Source organism: Burkholderia sp. BCC1638 (assembly GCF_902833195.1).
GTDB classification, from domain to species: Bacteria; Pseudomonadota; Gammaproteobacteria; order Burkholderiales; family Burkholderiaceae; genus Burkholderia; species Burkholderia diffusa.
In genome coordinates this window covers 22,168-39,524 of the sequence record NZ_CADFEC010000016.1, presented here as the reverse complement: position 1 = coordinate 39,524, position 17,357 = coordinate 22,168, and the positions used below count along the sequence as shown (strand labels likewise).

19 protein-coding genes are annotated in these 17,357 nt (G+C 67.3%); 9 read left to right on the top strand and 10 right to left on the bottom strand.

Features of this window, described 5'->3' with window-relative positions; translation table 11 throughout:
• Positions 1 to 32: 32 nt before the first annotated feature.
• The 6 genes from cpaB to HWX22_RS19420 all read right to left on the bottom strand — a co-directional run bounded on the left by cpaB (position 33) and on the right by HWX22_RS19420 (position 3,793).
• Positions 33 to 869 (bottom strand): Flp pilus assembly protein CpaB, encoded by an 837-nt coding sequence (gene cpaB / locus HWX22_RS19445; protein WP_175910383.1) that lies wholly within the window; start codon positions 867 to 869, stop codon positions 33 to 35.
• 35 nt (positions 870 to 904) lie between these two features.
• Entirely contained in the window at positions 905 to 2,305 is a 1,401-nt protein-coding gene (locus tag HWX22_RS19440; RefSeq protein WP_175910381.1) for an ATP-binding protein, read from the bottom strand.
• A gap of 32 nt (positions 2,306 to 2,337) precedes the next feature.
• A complete protein-coding gene (locus tag HWX22_RS19435; protein WP_175910379.1) occupies positions 2,338 to 2,877 on the bottom strand; it encodes a prepilin peptidase in 540 nt (179 codons plus the stop codon).
• A 31-nt stretch (positions 2,878 to 2,908) separates the two neighbouring features.
• On the bottom strand, positions 2,909 to 3,115 hold the full coding sequence (locus tag HWX22_RS19430; protein WP_175910377.1) for a Flp family type IVb pilin: 207 nt from the start codon (positions 3,113 to 3,115) through the stop codon (positions 2,909 to 2,911).
• A gap of 168 nt (positions 3,116 to 3,283) precedes the next feature.
• Positions 3,284 to 3,466: a Flp family type IVb pilin gene (locus tag HWX22_RS19425; protein ID WP_059451855.1), complete on the bottom strand. Its 183-nt coding sequence runs from the start codon at positions 3,464 to 3,466 to the stop codon at positions 3,284 to 3,286.
• A gap of 99 nt (positions 3,467 to 3,565) precedes the next feature.
• Entirely contained in the window at positions 3,566 to 3,793 is a 228-nt protein-coding gene (locus HWX22_RS19420; protein ID WP_175910375.1) for a hypothetical protein, read from the bottom strand.
• Between HWX22_RS19420 and HWX22_RS19415 the strand changes: the two genes are divergently transcribed.
• From HWX22_RS19415 to HWX22_RS19390, 6 genes are all read left to right on the top strand, one after another.
• Complete coding sequence (locus HWX22_RS19415) at positions 3,777 to 4,253, top strand: hypothetical protein (RefSeq protein WP_175916226.1); 477 nt, start codon at positions 3,777 to 3,779, stop codon at positions 4,251 to 4,253. The two genes, HWX22_RS19420 and HWX22_RS19415, sit on opposite strands and share 17 nt — an antisense overlap.
• Before the next feature lie 250 nt (positions 4,254 to 4,503).
• Entirely contained in the window at positions 4,504 to 5,742 is a 1,239-nt protein-coding gene (locus HWX22_RS19410) for a glycosyltransferase family 87 protein (RefSeq protein ID WP_175910493.1), read from the top strand.
• On the top strand, positions 5,739 to 7,118 hold the full coding sequence (locus HWX22_RS19405) for a glycosyltransferase family 87 protein (protein WP_175910373.1): 1,380 nt from the start codon (positions 5,739 to 5,741) through the stop codon (positions 7,116 to 7,118). Before HWX22_RS19410 ends, HWX22_RS19405 begins: the two co-directional genes overlap by 4 nt.
• 28 nt (positions 7,119 to 7,146) lie before the next feature.
• Positions 7,147 to 8,190 carry a glycosyltransferase family 2 protein gene (locus HWX22_RS19400; protein ID WP_175910371.1) on the top strand — a complete coding sequence of 348 codons (1,044 nt, stop codon included), beginning with the start codon at positions 7,147 to 7,149 and terminating at the stop codon, positions 8,188 to 8,190.
• Between the two features lie 15 nt (positions 8,191 to 8,205).
• Positions 8,206 to 8,589 carry a GtrA family protein gene (locus HWX22_RS19395; RefSeq protein ID WP_175910369.1) on the top strand — a complete coding sequence of 128 codons (384 nt, stop codon included), beginning with the start codon at positions 8,206 to 8,208 and terminating at the stop codon, positions 8,587 to 8,589.
• Between the two features lie 291 nt (positions 8,590 to 8,880).
• Positions 8,881 to 9,960: a PHB depolymerase family esterase gene (locus HWX22_RS19390; protein ID WP_175910368.1), complete on the top strand. Its 1,080-nt coding sequence runs from the start codon at positions 8,881 to 8,883 to the stop codon at positions 9,958 to 9,960.
• A gap of 18 nt (positions 9,961 to 9,978) precedes the next feature.
• Here HWX22_RS19390 and HWX22_RS19385 read toward each other — a convergent pair whose 3' ends face one another.
• Positions 9,979 to 11,751, bottom strand: coding sequence for a histidine kinase (locus tag HWX22_RS19385; protein ID WP_175910366.1), 1,773 nt, complete (start codon positions 11,749 to 11,751; stop codon positions 9,979 to 9,981).
• Between the two features lie 82 nt (positions 11,752 to 11,833).
• Entirely contained in the window at positions 11,834 to 13,240 is a 1,407-nt protein-coding gene (locus tag HWX22_RS19380) for an HD domain-containing phosphohydrolase (protein WP_175910364.1), read from the bottom strand.
• Between HWX22_RS19380 and HWX22_RS19375 the strand changes: the two genes are divergently transcribed.
• The 3 genes from HWX22_RS19375 to HWX22_RS19365 all read left to right on the top strand — a co-directional run bounded on the left by HWX22_RS19375 (position 13,239) and on the right by HWX22_RS19365 (position 14,608).
• The gene (locus tag HWX22_RS19375) at positions 13,239 to 13,391 is read left to right on the top strand and encodes a hypothetical protein (protein ID WP_156441474.1); all 153 of its coding nucleotides are present in this window, start codon (positions 13,239 to 13,241) and stop codon (positions 13,389 to 13,391) included. The genes HWX22_RS19380 and HWX22_RS19375 overlap by 2 nt on opposite strands.
• A 78-nt stretch (positions 13,392 to 13,469) precedes the next feature.
• Positions 13,470 to 13,763 carry an antibiotic biosynthesis monooxygenase family protein gene (locus tag HWX22_RS19370; protein WP_175910362.1) on the top strand — a complete coding sequence of 98 codons (294 nt, stop codon included), beginning with the start codon at positions 13,470 to 13,472 and terminating at the stop codon, positions 13,761 to 13,763.
• A 110-nt stretch (positions 13,764 to 13,873) separates the two neighbouring features.
• Positions 13,874 to 14,608, top strand: a complete 735-nt coding sequence (locus HWX22_RS19365; protein ID WP_175910360.1) for an ABC transporter substrate-binding protein — start codon at positions 13,874 to 13,876, stop codon at positions 14,606 to 14,608.
• Positions 14,609 to 14,780: 172 nt separating this feature from the next.
• Here the strand turns inward: HWX22_RS19365 and HWX22_RS19360 are convergent, their stop codons facing one another.
• The gene (locus HWX22_RS19360) at positions 14,781 to 16,247 is read right to left on the bottom strand and encodes a hypothetical protein (protein WP_175910358.1); all 1,467 of its coding nucleotides are present in this window, start codon (positions 16,245 to 16,247) and stop codon (positions 14,781 to 14,783) included.
• A 113-nt stretch (positions 16,248 to 16,360) separates the two neighbouring features.
• Complete coding sequence (locus HWX22_RS19355; protein WP_175910356.1) at positions 16,361 to 17,356, bottom strand: hypothetical protein; 996 nt, start codon at positions 17,354 to 17,356, stop codon at positions 16,361 to 16,363.
• Position 17,357 lies beyond the last annotated feature (1 nt).

The following is a 17,357-nucleotide window of genomic DNA, read 5'->3' as shown; positions in this document are numbered from 1 at the left end:
AATCTGTTTATCTGGATGTGTGTTCTATGGCTTCAGAAACATTCGACGCTGCCCCGTACCCCGGTCAGCACGCCGACACAATCGCGGCGTGCTGCCGGTGCCGCGTGCGATGCGACACGCACGCGCACGGTCTTCACCTGTACGGGCGCGGGCGCGTCGGGCACCGGGGCCTTGCCGAGCAGCGTCAGCTTGGTCGCGCCGTCGGTCGTCAGCGTCTTCTGGTCGACCTGGTTGCGCAGCACGAGCGACAGCGTGCCGACGCTGCGCGCGAGGTCGAGGCGTTCGGCCTGGTCGGGCGTGACTTCGAGCGTCACCGCATTGACCACCTTCGGTGCGGTGTCGTCGCGGCTGACCTGCTGCGCGACGGCCAGCACCAGGATGTGCTCGAGCACGATCTTGGAGATGCTCTGCCCGTCGGTCTTGCCCTGCTGTTCCTGCGTGTTGACGATCACGTCGACGTAGTTGCCCGGCAGCGCGAAGCCCGCGACGCCGACCACGTCGTTCACGCGCACGGTGATCGCGCGGCTGCCGTCGGCGATCACGGCGGAAAGCCCGCCCTTCGTGCCGACCGGCGCGAGCTTCGACTCGATCACCGGCTCGCCGCGCGCGAGGCTCGTGCGCACGACGCGCCCTTCGAGTTCCTTCGTGTCGGTGAACGCGCCGGTCGGCACGCTGCCCGACGGCCAGCTCACCATGCGGATCTGGTTCGGCCCGAGCGGCTCGCCCAGGTTCAGGTCCGTGGTCGCCACCGCGACCGACGTGACCGAGCTGCTGGATGTATTCATCAACCAGCGGGACGCGAACACGACCGCGGCAAGCCCCGCGACCATCGCGACAATCAGCATCATGAGCGCTCGACTGTTTTTCATGGCAATGCTCCTCAACGAATCGTGAAAGAAACGGCTCAACCGGTTATGACTGTGTGACCGCCGTGCTCGGCAGGCGGCAGATATACGCCGTCGCGCTCGGGCGCCGTGCCGAAATAGCTGGCCCATGCGTCGTGCAACGCGTCGTGCGTCACTTCGAGCGGATCGCCGCGATACCGCGCGCCGGCGGCAACCAGGCGCAGCAGATCCATCGGGAAGCATGCGAGATATGCCTTGCCGGTCGGCAGGTGCAGCCGGTGCAGCAGATAGTCGAAGGCGTCCTGCGTCGACACCAGTCCGAGCGACTCGCATGCGGCGTCGAACACCGCGCGGTAGTGGTCGATCGACAGCGCGCCGACGTGAAGCTTGGAACCGAGCCGGCGCAGGAATGCGTCGTCGGCGAACTGCTCCGGCGCCAGGTTGCTCGAGAACACCGGCCAGACGTCGAACGGCAGCACGAATCGATTGCCGGACTCGAGCGTCAGGAAGTCGACGCCGCGATCGAGCGGACGCAGCCAGCGGTTGAGCAGGTCACGCGGCTCGACACGCTGGCGGCCGAGATCGTCGATGATGTACATGCCCATGTTCGCCTTCATGTGCGGCGGCGCCTGGTAGAAGCCCGCCGCTTCGTCGCGGCGCAGGTCGAGCTCGTCGAGCGTCAATTCGCCGCCGGACATCACGACCGGCCGCTCGCACAGGCGCCAGCGGCGATCGACCGACTGGCCCTCCGTTTGCGACGGCGCGTCGACATGCACGAGCGGATCGTAGATCTGGATCACTTCCCCGGCCGCATAGATCGCATACGGCACCGGTACATGGCCGCCCATCAACGCGCCGAGCCGCTCGGCGAGGAAGGTCTTGCCGCTGCCGGCGGGGCCGTAGATCAGCAGCGGACGGCCGGAGTTCAGCGCGGCGGCCGCCGAGTCGAGTACCGACGTGTCCATCACGATGCCTTCGAACACGGCCCACACGTCGTTCTGGGCCACACGCAGCTTGCGCACCGAATGGGTGGACACGCAGTCGAGATACGCGTCGAGCGTCACCGGCGCCGGCCCGCTGTACGTGCTGCGCGCGCACTCTTCGAGCGCGGCCACGCGGCCCGCGTCGGTCAGGCGGAACGTCACGTCGAGATCGGTCTTGCCGCGATGGGTGAGTTCGACCAGATGCTCGCGTACCAGGAACGCGAAGACGTCGTCGAGCACCGCGAGCGGCAGGCAATGGCGTTCGATCAGGTCGCCGTAGGACGGGCGGCCGAGCACCAGCGTCGACTTCAGCACGAGCCCTGCGACGAACGCCTGGCTCAGTCCGGTTTCCTCGAGTGAGCGCGGCGCGGCGGGCAACTGCGTGCCGGGCCTCGCATGTGCCTCCCGCAACGGCGACGGTTGCGGCAGGTGTGCAACCTGCGCGTCGCGCTTCGGTTCGGTGGGGATCGTGTTCATGTGCGTTTCATCCTCGTTGCGGGTTCGTCGCGCTAGACGCACGAAACGAACAGCATGCCCAGCGTGCCGGCGGCAATCGCCACGCCATACGGCAACGCGCCGACCGACGCGACTTCCACGGGGTCGTCGGTTGCCCCTGCATACGCGCGGATCGAGCGATGCGCGATCAGCGCCCGGACGTTCGCCCACATCTGGCGCATCCGCCCGCGCACCAGCACCAGGCCGATCGCGCCGATCCCGCCGGCCAGAAAGGTGGCCAGCACGATGTAGAACGTCATCTGCGCGCCGACCCATGCGCCGATCGCCAGCATCAGCTTCACGTCGCCTGCAGCCATCCCGCGCAGCAGATAGAACGGCAGCAGCATGCCGAAGCCGGTCGCCGCGCCGCCGAGCCACGCGAGTGCGCCGGCCTGGACCCCGTGCAGCGCGCACTGGGCGATCAGCGCACCGGCCAGCCCGATCGCGACGAGCCGGTTCGGGATGCGTCGGCTCGTGATGTCCGTGCTGGCCGCGACGACGACAAGCACCGTCACGCACAACGGAACCGGGTAAGGCAGTGCGGCAGGCAACATGGCGAACCTCGATTGGCTGTAATAGTCGGAATCACTGACCCAGTGCGGTATTGACCGCCGAGGTCACGATCGACGCGATCATGTTGTACGCGTCTTCAACCGAACCTTTCAGTACGACCACGCTTCCCAGCACGATGGTGGCGAACACTGCCGCGATCAACGCGTACTCGATCGACGTCACCCCCTGCTCGTCGCCGATCCATCGCGATACCGCTACCGCACGTCCGCTGGTCCGCATGACAGCCTCCGATTCGGTTGATCAAGAGAGCGGAGGAGACTCGAGCAGTGCACCGGCCGAGTCATCCGCCGTTCGGTCAATTCGACATCTGTTGGTGAAGTGTCCGGCCCTGCTCGCGCGGGGGGATGGCGACGAACGGGCCGGACCCGCCGTTCGCCGCCCCGCCATTCAGATCGCCGCGTTGAGATCGTCTGCAATCGTGTTGAAGACGGTCTTGAGATCGTTGCCGACCAGCGTCAGTGCTGCAACGAGGCCGACTGCGATCAGTGCGGCAATCAGGCCGTATTCGATGGCCGTCACGCCTTGTTCGTCTTGAACGAAACCGCGGATTTTCTGGATGAACGTGGACATGGCTATTCTCCTTACGCACTACTATGAAAATCCCGTTGTCGGGGATCGACGCGGGGAGCGGGGTACTACCGGAACAACACAAGGATTCGGATGCTGTGCTCAGCGACGCACACGGCAGGGTACGAGCCGTGCCTGGCGAACGATGGTCGGTGAGCTGATGCGTGCGATATCCATGCGCGCTGCGATCTGGCGAATGACGCGATCGAGCAGAACGGCGAAACGACCGTTCCGGGCATGAATACGGATTGAGCGGATGACGCTAATGCGTCGATGCGACTGCGGGTCTTCTTCGCGGCATGCGAGCCGCGGCGTGCTCTGGTCTTTCATTTTTATTCCCCAATGCTGTCATGTGATTCTTTTTGCGCGGACGATGCCGTCGCCTATTCGCCCAGTCGACGTTTCCGGCGGTTTTCAAGGCCTGGGCGGCGTATTCCCCGACGCGCCCTGGATCCGTTGCTTTCCGCAGGTGATTGAATCCGGTCTTGTCAGCCTGTTGCTTCAACCGGTCGTTCATCACGTCGTCGACTGTCGTGCGGACCTTGACGCAAAGAGCAGGCCAGCCGGAGGGAAAACGAGGCGCATCAAGGGTTCCGGCGATTCACCCGTCGACCGGGTTTCGGCGCACTGCACAAAATGTTTCAGATTTGATATACGCATGCCGGCCGGCGCCGCGTGCCGGCAGCGCGCCGCCGCGCTGTGCAAGGGCGCCAAAAAATTTTCTCGGGATTTTCCCGAATCCGGATCACCCGTCGCCCAACGCGCATTCCGCATACCGCCGGACCGGTGAAAAACACGGAATGTTTCAAGCGAGAAACATCATTTGCGCCGGTACGGTTTTCTCAGACATGAAAACCCGCTTTTCAGCCATGTCGCCGTCGAATCGCGATTTCACGATTCAGCCCGCGGTTTGCGTCACACGATTTTTTCTCCAACAATGCATTCACCGGACAGCGCCATCGAGCGCGATTCGATCCGGATACACGACAACACAAAAAGGCTGCGGAAGATCAGGCAGCCTTCACTGCAAACGGGGCATCATGTACACAGCCAATCGTGGAGTGCGCTATCGCGCCAAACGCTGTGCTCAATGGTTGACGGCTGACCGGATCGTTCCGTACAGCTGCGTCATGCTGCTGCTGTGCGTGACCTTTCTGATCGTCTGGGGCGTCGTAACGGACGCCTTCACGTCGCAGTCGACTGCCCGACCGGGTGTCGACTTCTCCGTCTTCTGGACCGCGTCGCAACTCGTGCTGCAAGGCCACGCCGCAGCGATCTACGATCCGGTCTTCTTCTCTCATGCCGAGGTCGCGCGGTTCGGTGCCTATATCGGTCACCAATCGCTGCCCTGGCTCTATCCGCCGACGATGCTGCTGTTCATCGCGCCGGTTGCCCTCGTGCCTTTCCTGCCCGCGTATTTCCTCTTTTTTGCGGGCAGTCTTTTATGCTATGCGTATGCCGCCCTGAGACTGTCGGGCCTGCGTGCGCACCTGCCCGTTCCGCGCGCCGCGGCGCTCGTGGTGCTCGCCTATTCGGGCGTGTTCGCGTCCATCCTGTACGGGCAGAACAGCATCCTGACCGCCGGCATCGCCGCGCTCGCGCTGCATTTCCTCGGCCGACGCCCGATCGTCGCCGGCATGCTGATCGGGTTGCTCGCCATCAAGCCGCAGATGGCGATGGTGTTTCCGTTCGTGCTGATCGCGACGCGCTCGTGGCGAGCCTTCATGTCGGCGGCGATCACGACCGTGCTGTTCACCGTGGCCGGCATTGCACTGACCGGCACGGGCTCCCTGAGCGGCCTGGCCCATGCGATGTCGATCGTACGCGGCATGCACTTCACCCTTCCCGCCTACTGGTTCGTTTCGCCGACGACGTTCTCGGCGCTCCGCCTCGCGGGTGCATCGATTCCGGTCTCGCTCGCCGCGCAAGCCGCCGTGGGATTGCTCGCCATCACCGCCGCCGTTCAGGTCTGGCGTCGCACGGACGACATGCGGCTGCGCGGCGCGGCGCTGGTGGTCGCCACGCTGTTGTCGACGCCCTATCTGTGGCATTACGAACTGGCCTGGCTCGGCATCGCGGTCTTCTGCCTGATCGCCCACGGGCTCGATGAAGGCTGGTTGCCGGGAGATCAGATCGTGATCGTGCTCGCGTGGCTGTTGCCGGTATTCGAGGTGTTCAACCGGATCACGCGGCTGCCGCAGATCGGCCCGGTCGTGCTGCTCGCCGTCCTGTTCGTCGTCGTGCGTCGCTCGACCCTCGCGTCGCGGAATGCGCAATGAAAACGCCACTCTCCCTTCTGCACGTCGATTCGGCCCTCGACGCCCATCCGGAACTGCCGATCGCCGGCCCGCGCCGTTTCCCGCATTGGCTCAATCGCAATCGGGTGCGCCTCTATGCGGCGGCGGTACTGTTCACCGAGTTGCTGTTCATCTGCATCTATCTCGCACGCGTGCATGGGTCGCATACCGCCGTTCCCGAACCGCTCGCGCAGGATTTCGCACCGATCTGGAGCGCCGCGCGGCTCGCGGCGCTCGGGCGCGCGGTGGACGCATGGCAGTTCTCCTCGCTCTTCGCGATCGAGAAACTCGCGATCCCGACGCTGAACGCCGCGGACGGATCGCTGCCGTGGCTCTATCCGCCGACCATGCTGCTGTTGGTGCTGCCGCTCGGCTGGATGCCGTACCTGCTCGCGCTGGTGCTGTGGCTCGGCGGGACCTACATGCTGTTCGCGGTGACGATCCGCGCCACCGTGCAGCGCGATGCCGCGCTGCTCTGCGCGCTCGCGTTCCCCGGCGCGTTCCTCACGGTGATCGTCGGGCAGACGAGCCTGCTGACCGCGACGCTCGCCGGCCTCGGGCTGCTGACGCTGAATCGCCGCCCCGTCATCGCCGGCATCTGCTTCGGTCTGCTGACGATGAAGCCGCAGATGGCGGTCCTGTTTCCGCTCGCGCTGCTTTGCGCCGGACAATGGCGCGCACTGGCCGCATGGGCCGCGACGATCGCCGCCGGCGTCGTACTGACGACACTCGCGTTCGGGATCGGGTCGTGGATCGCGTTCGCGCACGGCATCAACGACGCGTATCAGACGGTCAACGCGGGCCACGTCAAGCTCGCGCGCATGCCGACCGTGTTCGCGCTCGCCACCCTCGCCGGCTGGCCCGCCTACATCGCGCGCGGCCTGCAGCTGCTGTCGGCCGCGGCCGCCGCGATCGCCGTCGTGTACGCGTGGCGCGGCGCGTGTTCGTACGCGCTGCGCGCCGCCACGCTCGCCTGCGCATGCCTGATCGTCAGCCCGTACCTGTACGACTACGACCTGACCTGGTACGGGCTCGTGATCGCGTGGTATGCGCGCTATGCGTGGACGCACGGCTGGCGCCGCTTCGATCGCGAATGGCTGATGCTGATGTGGGCGACGCCGCTCGCCGGTCTCGCGATCGTCACGCATCTGCCGTTCCAGTTCATGCCGCTCGTCACGCTGGCATCGCTGGCGCTGCTCGTCAGCCGGATTGCACAAGAAAGGCACGACGTGCCGTCGATGCCCGACGCACGCGACAACTCGACCGAGACCGGCTTCCCGCATCCGGTCCGCTCACACCACCGCCCGGCGCACGGACTGCGCCGCACCGGCCGCCCGACATTCGGTGCCGGCCGCTGACACGCACGTCATTACAGGGGAACCCATCATGCGCGAACCACTCTACACACCGCTCGTCTCGCTGGTCGTACCGTTCTACAACGAAGGCGAGGCCGTCGAACGCTTCTTCGACGTCGTGATTCCGCTGATGGCCGAACTCGATTCGATCCGCTTCGAAATCGTCTGCGTAAACGACGGCAGCCGCGACGACACCCTCGAACGCCTGATCCGGGTCAGCATGACCGACCGTCGCGTGCGCGTCATCGATCTCACCCGCAACTTCGGCAAGGAAGCGGCGCTGACGGCCGGCCTCGACGAAGCGGCCGGCGACGCGGTGATTCCGCTCGACGCCGACCTGCAGGATCCGCCGAGCCTGATTCCCGTGATGCTCGAACACTGGCGCGACGGCGCGGAAGTCGTCGCCGCGAAGCGCAGCAGCCGCGCATGCGATTCGTTCGCGAAGCGCACCGCCGCCGCGATCTACTACCGCGTGCACAACATGCTGTCGGACGTGAAGCTGCCCGAGAACGTCGGCGACTTCCGGCTGATGGACCGCAAGGTCGTGAACGCGCTGCGCAACCTGCCCGAGCGCCATCGCTTCATGAAGGGGCTGTTCGCGTGGGTCGGCTACCAGACCGTGATCATCGAATATCAGCGTGAAGCGCGCAGCGCCGGGCACTCGAAATTCTCCGGCTGGAAGCTGTGGAACTTCGCGCTCGAGGGAATCACGAGCTTCAGCACCGTGCCGCTGCGCAGCTGGACCTACATCGGCCTCAGCATCGCCGCACTCGCATTCCTGTACGGCGCGTTCATCGTGGGCCGCACGCTGCTGTTCGGCAATCCGGTGCTCGGCTATGCGTCGCTGCTGTCGGTGACGCTGTTCATCGGCGGGATCGAGCTCGTCGGCATCGGCGTGGTCGGCGAGTACATCGGACGCATCTACGACGAGTCGAAGCAACGCCCGGTCTATCTGATTCGCCGCCGCTACCAGACGCACGCCAAGGTGATCGAACTGCCGGTCGCGCGCGATACGCGGCGCCCGAACGCACGCCGCCGCGCGCAGCCGGCCCGCGTGCGGGTGGGCGAGCGCTGAGCAGCGGAGGCAACGATGTTCGACCTGCTTTATGCCGAGCGCGTGCGGCTGGCGCGCTTCGGCCTGTCCGGACTCGGCTCGACCGCGCTCCACTTGCTGGTCGCATCCGCGATGTATGCGCTGTTCGACGCGACTCAGGTGACCGCCAACGCCGTCGCGTTCGTCTGCGCGACGGCGTTCTCGTATCTCGCGAATACGCTGTGGAGCTTCTCGTCGACCGTGCATTCGCGCAGCTTGCTGCGCTATCTGACCGTCGCGCTGGCCGGCTTCGCCGAAACGATGCTGCTCGCGCGCACCGCCGAGCTGTTCGATGTACCGCGCGGCTGGGCAATCGTCGCGATCGCGCTGCTGATCCCGCCGACGATGTTCGTGACGCACCGGTTGTGGACGTATCGATAACCGCAGGCAGTGGGGTCGAAGCATTCACCGATTGGTCACGGAACCATCGCACCCGAGGCGAGCGACGCCTGCTAGCATGATGCGTGGCCAGCCCGAATCGGGGCGCTGCCGGATGGATGTCGCGGGGCGTCGTGTTCCGTCGATCGTCGCTCGCCGTATCGGCCGTGCCGGAGCACCTCGACGCGGATGCGTCCCGCGGCACGCATTGTGCGCTGCCCCCGCATTCGCCCTCCATCCGGCGGCCGGCTTCGCCGCATGCTGTCGCACGCCCCGCCGGCACGAGATCCGTCCATGCCCAGGAAAAAATCCAGCCTCTGGCTACGCCCGTTCGATCTGTTTTCCGCCGCGACGAGCACGCGCCCCAAAAGGAAGACGACCAAACCGGCGGCAACGGCCAAGCGCACCGCCAACATACGGCCCCCGCGTCGCCCGGGGTCGACGACCGCCGCGCGGACATCGCCGCACCAGGCACCCGGCACGTGGCTGCGCTCGTTTCATTCCGCACGCCCGGCCGCCGGCCGCCTCGTCAACCATCTCGCCTACGCGCTGTACCTGCCCGCCGCCTCGGCGCCGAGCGACGGCATGCCCGTCGTCGTGATGCTGCACGGCTGCAAGCAGACGGCCGAGTCGTTCGCCGCCGGCACGCGCATCTGCCGCATCGCCGAGCGCGCCGGGTTTGCCGTGCTGTTTCCCGAACAGGCGAAGACCGCCCATTCGCATCGCTGCTGGAACTGGCATGGCGATGCGTCGCAGTCGGAGGCCCCGGCGATCGCGTCGCTGATCGATGCGATCGTGCAGGCGCGCGGGTTTGACCGCGACCGAATCTACCTGGCCGGCATGTCGGCCGGCGCAGGGCTCGCGGCACGGCTGGCGATCGAATCTCCCGACCTGTTCGCGGCCGTCGGCCTGCACTCCGGTCCGGCCATCGCGCCACCGTTGTCGACGATGGCCGCGATGAGCCTGATGCGCCGCGGCCTGCATGACGATCCGATAGGCGTCGTCGACGCCTGCGTCGACGTACGCGCTTATCCGGGCATGCCCGCGCTCGTCGTGCATGGCGGACTCGATACGGTCGTCGCCGAGCAAAACGCGCGGCAGCTCGGCGTCGCGTTCGCGCGGATCAATCGGCTCGTCGACGAGCACGGTGAACTGCGTGTCGGCGAGCAACATACGTACGCGCACGACGACGCGGATTACACCGACTATCTGCGCGGCGGCCGGCTGATCGTCCGCGTCTGCATCGTGCGCCGTCTGGCGCACGCGTGGAGCGGCGGCGACCCGCGCGAAGCGTTCCACTCCGCGACGGGGCCGGACGCGACCGCGATGTTCTGGAATTTCTTTCGCAGGCGGCGGCGCAAGCGGGCGCGGTGACGACGCGTCACCTGTCGCTCACGCCCGTTGCTCGACGGCTGCCGCCGCATCCGCGCGGACATCCGCGCGCCGGATCGGCAGTCGAACGCAGAACGTTGTGCCGCGCCCCGGCTCGCTCGTCACGTCGATCGTTCCGCGATGGCGCTCGACGATGCCGTGCGACACCGACAATCCCAGCCCCGTACCCTGCCCGACCGGCTTCGTCGTGAAGAACGGATCGAAGATCCGCCGAACGACGTCGGGCGTCATGCCGGTTCCGGTATCGCTGATCGCGATCGACACCTGCTCGCCGTCGCTCGACGTGCGGATCGTGATCACGCCGCGCGTCGGAATCGCATGTGCGGCGTTGACGAGCAGGTTCATGAATACCTGGTTCAACTGCGACGGAAGGCATTCGACATGCGGCACGTCGCCGTACTCGCGGACGATGTCGGCCTTGTACTTGAGTTCGTTGTGGACGACGTTGAGCGTGCTCTCGAGGCCCGCGTGAATATCCACCACGCTCCACTCGCCGCTGCCCGGCCGCGAGAAATCGCGCAGGTCCTGCACGATGCGCCGCACCCGCACCGCACCGTCGATCGATTCATCGATCAGCGTCACGATCTCGTCGCGCACGTAGTCCAGATCGGCCGCGACGCGCATCGACGTCAGCGTCTCGCGCGTCGCCGGTTCCAACTGCATCAGCGCGGCGTCATGCGCGGCAACGACGTCGAGCAGGCTTCGCACCCACGTCCTCAGCGTATTGAGGTTCGCGCTGATGAAGCCGATCGGATTGTTGATCTCGTGCGCGACGCCGGCCGCGAGCTGGCCGATCGACGCGAGTTTTTCCGATTGCAGCAACTGCACGTGGGTTTCCTCGAGCGCCCGCAGCAGGCGCCGCTGTTCGTCCTTCTCCTGTTCGAGCCGACTCTGCGCCGCCCGGCGTTCGTCGATCTCGGTCGCCATGTTCTCGCGCGTGCGCTGCAGCATCGCCGTCGTCTGCTCGTAACGCTGCAACGCCGCTTCGAGTTCCGCGGTCCGCAATCGCACCAGCCGTTCGAGCGTGTCCGTCATGCCGCGCAGAAAGGTCGTGCGCGCATCGAAGCGGCAGACGAGCAGCGTGACGATCAGCGTCGCCATCGTGAACAGCGCGATGGTCGTCGCGAGCCACGGCGCGTCGATGCCGTTCGCGGCGCCGCAGCGTGCGTCCGGCGCGAAATGCGCGGCCGCCATCGCCGTGTAGTGCATGCCCGTGATCGCGATGCCCATGATCAGCGCGGCGCCGATGCGTTGCGCGGTCGCATGGCGAGCCTGTTGCGCACGCAACGTCTGCGCCATCCAAAGCGCGACGGTCGACGCGATCACCGCGACGCCGATCGACGCCGCGAACAGCGCGGGATCGTAGCGAATGCCCGGCGCCATGTGCATCGCGGCCATGCCCGTGTAATGCATTCCGACGATCCCGGCGCCCATCAGCATGCCGCCCGCCAGCAAGCGCCGCCGGCCCAACCGCGCGCGCGTGACGACATTCAGAGCGAAATACGACACGAGCACCGCGATCGCCAGCGACGCGCCGGTATCCGGCAGCGCATAGCCGAGCGGAATCGGCAGCGACAGCGCCAGCATGCCGACGAAATGCATCGACCAGATTCCGGTGCCCATCGCGGCCGCGCCGCCGGCCAGCCACGCGCGCTTGAGCGTCGGGTTGTCGAGCAGCGAAATGAATGCGGCCAGATCGAGCGCCGTATAGGAGGCCAGCGTCGCGATGACGAGCGACAGCAGGACAAGCAGCAGGTCGTAGGTGCCATGCATGATCGAGCGCCCCGGTCGAAATGAACGCGTTGCCGCGACGCACGGCCGATCGCGCGCCACGGCCGAGCCGTCCCGCGCAACGTCAGGCAGGCGGCGTGCCGGCCGGTGCCTGCGTCGACGCGGCGGCGCCGGTCAGCACGAGAATGTCGAACGTCGTGCCTTCGCGTGCCTCGAAACGGCGCACGAGCTCGATCTGATGCGCCGACATCACGCTGCCCTTCGTCATCAACAGCACCCCGCGATGCGTGCGCAGATCGTCGGCGAGCTGCATTCCCTCGCGCAGCTGCTCGGAGCGGATCTCCGCGACGGACGCCGCGATGCGCAGGCTCGCCGGATCCCGCATCAGGTCGATGAAGCGCGCGACGAGCAGCGGGTCGTAACGCACGCCGGCCTGCGAGTGCAGTACGTCGATCGCCTGCTCGACCGAATGCGGCGAACCGATCTCGCCGTTGCGCAACCCTTCGAAATCGCGCGCGATCGCGACGATCCGCGAGCCGAGCGGAATCGCGTCGCCCGCGAGCCCGTCCGGCGTGCCGCGTCCATTGAATCGCTCGTACTGGTGCAGCACGATCGACGCGACCTTGTGCAGTTGCGCGACCGGCGTGAGCACCATCTGCGCGCGCAGCGGGTGTTGCTGGAACAGGCTGTGTTCGTCCGTGGTCATCTTCACGAGCGGCTTGTGCAACAGCTCGTCGGGCAGCGACAGCTTGCCGATGCCGTGCAGCAATCCCGCGAAATACACGTCCTGCGCGTGCAGGCTGCTCATCCCCGCCGACAGCGCGAGACGGCGCGCGATCTCGCCGACGCGCATCGCATGCCCGCTCGCCGACCCGCAGCGCATCTCGATCATGCTCGCGCAGACCTGCACCATCGCGGTGAAACTGCTTTTCAGGTCATGCTGCGCCGCTTCGAGAAACATCACGGTTTGCCCGAGTTCCTCGGTGCGCGCGCGAACCTGCGTTTCGAGTTCCGTATTGAAGCGGCGCAGCGTTTCGTTCTGCGCTTCGGTCAGCGCGGCCAGCCGCGCGGCCTCGCCCCGCAGGCGCCGCTGTTCGAGCGCCTGCTCGATGGTCATCAGCAGGTCGTGATCGTCCCACGGCTTGTTCAGGTAGCGATACACGCCGCCTTCGTTGACGGCCTCCACGATCGACGCGATGTCGGAATAGCCGGTCAGCAGGATGCGCATCGTGTCCGGGTACAGCGACCGTGCGCGGGCGAGAAACGCCGCGCCGCTCAGGTTCGGCATGCGCATGTCCGACACGATCAGGTCGACTTCGGTCGCAGCCAGAATGTCGAGCGCGGCTTCCCCGCTTTCGGCGGTCAGGATGTCGTAGCGCGCGGGCCGCAACACCCGCTTGAGCGCGGACAGCACGCTCGGTTCATCGTCGACCAGCAGGATCGACGGAGCAGTGACGGGGTTGTCGGATACGGCTTCGGCGATCGTTTCGGGTGGTGCATCATTCGTTCCGTTTATCGCGGATGTGGTCATGGCTGTCCTCGGATTGTTTATCTTCACCACCTCTGTAACATCGGCGCGTGGCGCGTATTCCATATTGGGGAAAACGCTGATTCGTATGAGCCGTTCGGCGGCATCCCTCGCGCGATCGGCCGCGCGCGAGCCGGTCATCCGGAACGCGTGACGCCGACTTCCGGTATCGTTGCGGGACGCGTCGATCATGGCGCGCCCCGTCGCATCATTCACCCCGCATGGAGCATTCATGATTCTGGAAATGGCATCGCTCGAAATCGATCCGTCGCACGCCGAGCAATTCGAAGCGGCGGTCCGCCAGGCACTTCCGCTGTTTGCCCGCGCGCGCGGCTGCGGCGGCGCCGAACTGCACCGCGTGATCGAGCGCAGCGGCGGCTATCTGCTCGTCGTCAAATGGGAGACCGTCGACGATCACATGGTCCATTTCCGGCAATCGGACGACTTCCAGGCGTGGCGGCAACTGGCCGGGCCGTTCTTCAAGAGCCCGCCGCAAGTCGTGCATACGGAAGTCGCAGTGAAGTAATCGCGGCGAAGCCACCGCCGCGACGCGCCACCCGATCCGTCGCGGATGACGCCGCCTCGGCGCCCAGGCCGTTCACCGTTCCGGCCCATCCGATTCCTTACGAGCCTTTCATGACCGTCGATCCCTCCGTCCGCTCCGCATTCATCCCGACCGGCAAGCTGCGCGCGTCGATCAATCTCGGCAATCCGATCCTCGCGAACCGCGACCCGGCCACGGGCGAGCCGTTCGGCGTATCGGTCGACCTGGCGCGCGCGTTTGCCGAGCGGTTGTCGGCCGAGCTCGAACTCGTCGTGTTCGACACCGCCGGCAAGTCGGTGCAGGCGCTGACCGAAGAACGCGCCGATTTCGGCTTCTTCGCGGTCGATCCGCTGCGCGGCGAAACGGTCGCGTTCACCGAGCCGTACGTGCTGATCGAAGGCTTCTATCTGGTGCGCGACGATTCGCCGATCCGCGGCAATGCCGACGTCGACCAGCCGCACAACCGCGTGACCGTCGGCAAGGGCAGCGCGTACGACCTGTTCCTCACGCGCGAGTTGAAAGCCGCGCAGATCGTGCGCGCGCCGTCGTCGCAGGCCGTCGTGTCGACCTTCGTCGAGCAGCAGCTCGAAGTCGCGGCGGGCGTGAAGCAGCAACTCGAGGCCGACGCGGCGAAAACGACGGGCCTGCGGCTGCTCGACGAGCGCTTCATGGTGATCCGCCAGGCGATGGGCGTGCCGAAGAGCCGCGGCGAAGCGGCCGCCGCGTTGCTCGGCGCGTTCGTCGAGGAGATGAAGGCGTCGGGCTTCGTCGCGGATTCGCTGCGGCGGCATGGCATCGTCGGTGCGTCCGTTGCACCGCGCGCCTGATCGACGCATACGTCAAGTCATCCTCACGATGTCGTCGCGCCAGATCGGCGCTGCCCGTCGACGCCCCAGCGCCACCTCGTACCCGACACGTCGCTCGCGCGGCTGAACGTCGTCATCGACGCGCTTCGGCACGGCACGGGATGTCGCCATCGGCTGCCGGCGTGCACGTTCATCACGCTGCGCGATGTCCCGCCGCCGTTGCGCCGGCCGGCGATCGAGGCGCGGCCGTCGCGGGGTGCGCGGGCGACGGGGACGCTGCGGCGCCCGGCCTGGCCGGCGGCTGCGGCGCGGGCGCGGAAGCAGACGCCGAATTCGGCGACGAAGCCGAAGAGGAGGAAGAGCCCGAAGGGGCCGACGAGCCCGGCTGGCTCGCATGCGCGCCCCCTGCGGAACCCGACGCCGCGGGGCCGACGGGCGGCGGCGCGCGCAGTCCGCTGTCCAGCGAAGTCCGGCGAGCGGCCATGTCGGCCTGTTCGGCGCTGCGCTGCGCGGTGCGATCGGCGGACAGGCGGGCAGCTTCGGCATCCGGATTGATCGTGTTGACACGGATGCGTTCGATGTCGCCCACGCCCGCCAGCCGGTTCAACGGCACGTAGTCGGTGCGAAACACCAGTTCGACGCCGCTGCTCAGGTTGACGTCGGCGTGCGAACTCTCGGTCGTCTGGGTTCGGTCGGTCGACACGTAGCCGATCGTGCTCTGCACGTTGGCCTCCGCGCCCCAAGGCCCGAAGCGTGCGCCCCCGCTCACCCCCACCGTGTTGCGCGTGTCGAATTGCGAGCCGCGGTCGTTGGCGGCGGCGCTGCTCGCGTCGATATGAAAATTCATCGCGGCGTTGAGGCGCCCGCTCTCGATGACGATGCGCTGCAGACCCATCTGCACCATCGTCGCGAGCAACTGCTGGCGGTTGCGGGCCAGCACCTGCTGGGCCAGCGGCACCAGACGCTCGGGATCGGAGGCCGGAACCGCATCGCCCGGCCCCAATCCGAGCGCGCTGCGCAGCGCGGCTTCGGCCGGCGGAGTCGCGCCCGGGCGCAACGCCAAACGGGTCGCGGCATCGCGCTCGGCCTGCAGCTCCTGCTGGCGCTGGCGGCGCTCGTCCGGCGGCAGGCCCGCCAGTTCGTCGGCGTCGTCCGCGGCCTCGTCGTCGCCGGTGACCTCGTAGGCGGTGGGGAAATGCTCGGCCAGCCATTGCCGCGCGCCGGCGATGCCCACGTTGCTGTCCGCAAAGCCTTCGGTGGTCTGCGCGACATTGCGGATCAGGTCGACGAACGCAGTCAGCTGTTGCTGGTTCGAATCGTTCATCGCCTTGAAGACACCCGTGATCAGCTCGGTCACGAAGCGCGGGAACGACACCGCGTTGAGCACCGCCCGGGTGGTGCCGGCCATCCGGTCGATGGCGGTGCCCGAATACTCCGAACCCGCGTTCTGCGCAACGGCCAGTGCCGTGCCGGGGCGCGCCGCGAGTTCGTGGTGGTCGAGCGCGATCGAACCGATCCGTGCCAGTCCTGACGCGAGATCGCGGCGCATGGCCGGATCGAGCGCGCCGAAACCCTGCTGCGCGGACAGCAGTTCGCGGACATGGTGTCGAACGTCGGGCCGCGGCACCGGCGAACGCGCAAGAGGTGCGCTTGCCGCCATTTCAACCGCTCCGCCGCATGGCGTGCGGCCGCGATGGCGACGGCACGCCTGCCGCCGTCGGTTCCCGGATTGCGCCGCCCGTGTCACGACGGCCTGAGCAGCGCGGTTTCATGTCAGGTTCCGAGTGCCGCCCACGAGTTTGCCGGCGCCGCCGGGCGCGCAGTCTGCGGCACGGCGCGGCCGTCGTCTGGAGCGGAACGCGCCGGGCCGTCGGGCTTCTCGCCGAGACTGAGCGTCGCCTCGATCCAGTCGGCGGCGGAGGCGATCACCGGATTGTCCGTGCTCAGCAGCGGCGACGCGGCGCCCAGCTCATCCGCGACGTCCGCCAGCCACGCGATCACGGTCATCCCCGCCTTGCCGCGCCGCACATAGGCGGCGGGCGAGCGCGACGGCTGGCGCGAGAGCCGGTCGATGCCGGCGACCACGCCCCAGATGTCGCGCGCGGCGAAGCCTTGACGCAGATCGGCATGGCCGAGGATCGCGAACGCGTCCCTGAGCATGCCGACGATCTCGCCGGCCATGAATGCGGTCACGCCGGTGCAGGCGGCGCCGAGGTTCTGCGCGAGGGCGCGGGCGGCATTGCGGACCCGCGCCTGCTGCCCGAGATCCCCGCGCGGGTCGGCGCCTGGCGTCTCGTCGAGCTTGTAGAGCGCCTCGCAAAGCTCGAGCATGCACTCCTCGAACGGGACGTTGCGTTCGGCATCCGCCGCGGCCGGGCCGTACGCAGTGCCAAACAATCGCGAATAGAACGCCGCGCGTTCGCCGGCCGCCAGCTTCTCGGCGCGGTGGCGCCACCAGTTGACGACCAGCGGCGCCGCGCCGCCAAGGTCGACGCCGACGGCACCGCTCGCGGACAAACCGGCGAGCGCCTCGACTGCGGGGATCACTCCCGCTGACTCGAGGTCGGCCGCCAGATAGAGCGACGCGAGCGCCCGCAGCTGCGCCTTGTCCACGCGTGCGGCGACGGGATCGGGGATCGCGATGTCGCCGAGTTCGTCGAGCGCGAACGCGAGGCCGTGCGCGGTCGCACGCTCGACGAGCCGCTCCCCCGACCGGATGGCCGCCGCGAGTCCGGCATCCGCCGGCGGGGCGATGAGCATGCGCGCCATG

Bases quoted from the DNA above. Each gene is read 5' to 3' on its own strand.
- HWX22_RS19355 (WP_175910356.1), bottom strand. From the start codon at position 17,356: ATGGCGCGCATGCTCATCGCCCCGCCGGCGGATGCCGGACTCGCGGCG.
- HWX22_RS19405 (WP_175910373.1), top strand. From the start codon at position 5,739: ATGAAAACGCCACTCTCCCTTCTGCACGTCGATTCGGCCCTCGACGCC.
- HWX22_RS19440 (WP_175910381.1), bottom strand. From the start codon at position 2,305: ATGAACACGATCCCCACCGAACCGAAGCGCGACGCGCAGGTTGCACAC.
- cpaB (WP_175910383.1), bottom strand. From the start codon at position 869: ATGAAAAACAGTCGAGCGCTCATGATGCTGATTGTCGCGATGGTCGCG.
- HWX22_RS19400 (WP_175910371.1), top strand. From the start codon at position 7,147: ATGCGCGAACCACTCTACACACCGCTCGTCTCGCTGGTCGTACCGTTC.
- HWX22_RS19410 (WP_175910493.1), top strand. From the start codon at position 4,504: ATGTACACAGCCAATCGTGGAGTGCGCTATCGCGCCAAACGCTGTGCT.
- HWX22_RS19420 (WP_175910375.1), bottom strand. From the start codon at position 3,793: ATGAAAGACCAGAGCACGCCGCGGCTCGCATGCCGCGAAGAAGACCCG.
- HWX22_RS19365 (WP_175910360.1), top strand. From the start codon at position 13,874: ATGACCGTCGATCCCTCCGTCCGCTCCGCATTCATCCCGACCGGCAAG.
- HWX22_RS19380 (WP_175910364.1), bottom strand. From the start codon at position 13,240: ATGACCACATCCGCGATAAACGGAACGAATGATGCACCACCCGAAACG.
- HWX22_RS19435 (WP_175910379.1), bottom strand. From the start codon at position 2,877: ATGTTGCCTGCCGCACTGCCTTACCCGGTTCCGTTGTGCGTGACGGTG.
- HWX22_RS19430 (WP_175910377.1), bottom strand. From the start codon at position 3,115: ATGCGGACCAGCGGACGTGCGGTAGCGGTATCGCGATGGATCGGCGAC.
- HWX22_RS19360 (WP_175910358.1), bottom strand. From the start codon at position 16,247: ATGGCGGCAAGCGCACCTCTTGCGCGTTCGCCGGTGCCGCGGCCCGAC.
- HWX22_RS19375 (WP_156441474.1), top strand. From the start codon at position 13,239: ATGGCTGTCCTCGGATTGTTTATCTTCACCACCTCTGTAACATCGGCG.
- HWX22_RS19370 (WP_175910362.1), top strand. From the start codon at position 13,470: ATGATTCTGGAAATGGCATCGCTCGAAATCGATCCGTCGCACGCCGAG.
- HWX22_RS19385 (WP_175910366.1), bottom strand. From the start codon at position 11,751: ATGCATGGCACCTACGACCTGCTGCTTGTCCTGCTGTCGCTCGTCATC.
- HWX22_RS19390 (WP_175910368.1), top strand. From the start codon at position 8,881: ATGCCCAGGAAAAAATCCAGCCTCTGGCTACGCCCGTTCGATCTGTTT.
- HWX22_RS19395 (WP_175910369.1), top strand. From the start codon at position 8,206: ATGTTCGACCTGCTTTATGCCGAGCGCGTGCGGCTGGCGCGCTTCGGC.
- HWX22_RS19425 (WP_059451855.1), bottom strand. From the start codon at position 3,466: ATGTCCACGTTCATCCAGAAAATCCGCGGTTTCGTTCAAGACGAACAA.